The sequence below is a fragment of the Candidatus Poriferisodalis multihospitum genome (genome assembly GCF_028283155.1).
GTDB lineage: Bacteria > Actinomycetota > Acidimicrobiia > Acidimicrobiales > Poriferisodalaceae > Poriferisodalis > Poriferisodalis multihospitum.
Genome location: NZ_JAPYOK010000048.1, coordinates 1 through 3439 on the forward strand (window position 1 = coordinate 1; position 3439 = coordinate 3439).

General features: G+C 68.4%; 2 protein-coding genes and 1 pseudogene. 1 reads left to right on the top strand and 2 read right to left on the bottom strand.

Annotated features, from left to right (window positions below; translation table 11 throughout):
• Together VI480_RS04580 and VI480_RS04585 are read right to left on the bottom strand one after the other, a co-directional pair.
• A pseudogene (locus tag VI480_RS04580) lies at positions 1–1293 on the bottom strand (DUF222 domain-containing protein); the annotation flags it as partial.
• Positions 1294–1545: 252 nt separating this feature from the next.
• The gene (locus VI480_RS04585; protein ID WP_323671640.1) at positions 1546–2127 is read right to left on the bottom strand and encodes a CoA pyrophosphatase; all 582 of its coding nucleotides are present in this window, start codon (positions 2125–2127) and stop codon (positions 1546–1548) included.
• 128 nt (positions 2128–2255) lie between these two features.
• Between VI480_RS04585 and VI480_RS04590 the strand changes: the two genes are divergently transcribed.
• Positions 2256–3439: acyl-CoA dehydrogenase family protein (locus VI480_RS04590; protein ID WP_323671639.1), on the top strand; the 1184-nt coding region annotated here is incomplete at its 3' end.

Below are 3439 nucleotides of genomic sequence, written 5' to 3' on the forward strand. Positions count from 1 at the left end.
GTTGTCGATCTGGGTGAGGCCGCCGCGTCTCCAAGGGATGATGTGGTGCGCTTCGCACTCGTCGGGCACAGCACCGCAGCCGATGCATGCGCCGTCGCGGGCGATCAGGGCGCGGCGCTGGGCTGCGGTGGGTGCTCGTGCGGCGGTGACCTCGTAGAGGGGTGTGAGCTGCTTGCCGAACAGCACAACCGAGATGTCGGCATTGCAGCAGAGTCTGTCGACGACGCTCGCAGGAATCGGGCCGGTGCCGGCCACCTCGCCGATACCGCCGTGCTCGCCGAGCAGGTCTGCGAGCTCAGCCCTCACGATCATCTGCGTGGACGGGCGCTTGTGGGCCGTGCTGGCGTCGCTGCGGGGCGTGCCATCACCCAACGTGCCGCCCCTCGGCAGGCTGACCTCTTCTCCGGAGGTGGAGCCACTGCCTGCCGACGACTCGTCGCTGCCGTCTGTGCTTCCGGCGACGGTGCCGCAATGGGTAGTCGCAGGCGCGGCGTGGCTGAGAATGCGATCGAGAGCGTCAGCCATGCGTTGATCGCGTGTCCGCACGGCGTTGGTGCCTGATGAGCCGTTGACTGCGGCACCGGCGTGCGCTGCCTCGCGCAGGCCAGCATCGCGCAGGGCGGAGTCGTCGGAATTCGCGGCTGCGCGATTGCGTTGCAGTCGGCGGTCGGCCTGGCGGAGGCGTTCGGCCTCAGCGCGGATTCGGGCCTGGATGCGGGCGCCCATCTCCGCGTCGAACGCGCCGCGCATCTGCACGGTGCCGTCTTCGCCGTTCCAGAAGCGCACGTTGCGGTTGCGCCGGTTACGGCGATGCCGCTCGGTGAGGTCTGCGGCACTCTGGTGCTTCGCAGTCCAGCGCTGGGATGCGTGGGCGAACTCGTCGGGTGGCAGCGTTTTGGCGAGGCTTACCAGTTCGGCATCGCCCTGCACTGCTTCGGGGCTGGTATGACGTGCAGCGCGGGCCAGACGAGCGGCGTTCGCCATGCTCATCTCACCTTGGGTCAGCGCGGATTGGGCTTCGGGAAGCTGCTCAAGCTCCGCGGCCACGCGCACATTGCGCGCCGCATCCGAACGCGGCACGGCGGCGACCTGATGCAGCACGCCAGCGCCGCCGTCGCCGTGGCATTCGCGCCGCGCAATCTGCGACGCCACGGCCGTTTCGAGCGTCTCGAGCCTGGCGCGCAGCGGCTTGGCCAGCCCCAGCGCTTTGCGCAACTCCGCCGTAGGCGCCGCATCGACGCCGTCGAGCGCTGCTGCGAGCGAGTCAAGCGCCTGCCGCACCTGAGAGAACATGCGTTCACTCTACCGGCACCCTGTGACAAACGAACGTTGCTTCGTACAAACGAATGTTACAGGGCCGTTACGTTCTATTTTGCTAATGACTGATCTATTCCATAGTCTTTCAAGACTCACTCCCCCGAGTTGCTTCTGCCCCAAGAACCGAGGTGGCCGCGCCCCAGCGGGCCGGGTACGGGTGCGCCGTCGGGCTGGACAGCGGCCGAGAGCGCCGACCGGGCCGGCACCCCTCTCTTGTTTTCTTTGGGCTCAGCTCGACGGGCTGAACTGGATGGGCAGCGGGTGGCCTGCGCGGGTGAACATGTCCTGCAACATCCGCAGGGTCATGCCCCAGATCACGCGTCCGTGTCCCACTTCGATTCCCGGGAAGCGTTCGTCGGGCCTCGGCGGGTAGTGGTAATCGATGTGGCGCCCCGGATCAGCCAACTCCAGCGCCGACACCCAGAACGCGTCGGCGACTTCGTAGTTGAGGGTCAATTCGGGACGGTCGCCCTCGAGCCAGCAGACGTGCGGGGTCACCCGCAGGGCGGCGCCGCGCCAACGCGGGTTGCCTTCCAGGTCATTGAGCCGGCCGAGCCAGCGAACCCCGGCGTCCGCGGTGATGTCGAATCCGATTTCCTCGCGGCTCTCGCGCACTGCCGTGTCGAACGTGTCATCGTCATCAGGCTCGGTGCGGCCGCCCGGAAACGCCATGTGACCCGACCACGGGTCCCCGTTGCGGATCGCGCGCTCGATGAACAGCATCTCGGGTCCGCGCTCACCGGTTCGCACTACGGCTGCTACGGCGGCCGTTGGACCCTGATACGGGATGTCCAAGTCTTGGCTGAGCACGTCGGACAAGCGCGCATCTGTGAAAGCTTCGGTGACAGTGTGCCGCCCAACCACAACGCCGCAGCGTAGGTGGCCGAGCTCTGTCGGCTCCGGGCTGGCCCCGGGTCGCCGCTGCTACCGTCGCCGTGATGACCGCCAGCGCCGCTGACGCCGCCGACTCCGACAGCCCCGGCACTGTTGACGATCCCATCGCCGGCATGGAAGCTGCGGCATTCGAGGCGTTCGTGAGCGAGGTCGCCCACTTCCGGGACACCGTCGTGGCCCCCGGCGTGAATCGCTGGGAGACCGAGAAGCGCATGGCGCCCGAGGCCCTGCAGGAGGCATCCGGGATCGGGCTGCTGGCCATGGAAGTGCCCACCGCACTGGGCGGGCTCGGGATGAGCTTCGCCCAGAAGTGCCGAATCACCGAGGTGCTCAGCGCTGTCTCGATGCCGTTCGCGTTCAGCCTCGTCAATTCCGGCAACGTTGCAGCACGAGTGGCGCAGCGCGGCACCGAACGCCACCGTGAGCTGTACCTGGCCGACCTGATGGCCGGTCGCCGCTTCGGTTCCACCGCGCTGACCGAACCGGGCGCAGGCAGCGACTTCGCCAACATCGCCACCACCGCGACGCCCGTCGACGGCAGATGGCGGCTCGATGGCGCCAAGGCCTGGATCACCAATGCCGCGCACTCCGACGTCATCTTCTGCTACGCGCAGACCGAACCAGGCTCTCGGGGTCGTGGCATCGCGCTGTTCCTCATCGACGGCACCCGGCCCGGCTTCGAACGGCTGCCGCCCTACGAGCTGGCCGGCGGCCATCTCATCGGGACGGGCGGCTTCCGGCTGGACGGCTACGTTGCCGAAGCCGATGACCTCCTCAGCCCCGCGGGAGAAGCCTTCATCGCGGCCCTGTCGAGCGTGAACGGCGCCCGCACCTATGTCGCGGCCATGTGCTGCGCCATGGTGGAAGCCACGCTGGCGAGCGCAGTGCGCTACGGCGCCGAGCGCGAAGCGTTCGGCAAGCCCGTCATCGCCCACCAGGGACTCGCCTGGAAGCTGGCGGGCGTGCAGAACCGCCTCGAGGCCGCCCGGCTGCTCACCCGGCGAGCCGTCGAAGCGGTGACCGAATCGCTGCGTACTGGCGACGCGACCGGGGCGATCTTGCCCGCCGCCCACGCCAAGAAGTTCGCCACCGAAACGGCCGAGGCCGACATCGCCACATGCATCCAAGCCATGGGTGCTGAGGGCCTGCGCAGCGACCACCCCGGGGGCCACCACCTCGTCGGCGCCCGCATAGCGAGCTACGTGGACGGCAGCACCGAGATCCAGAC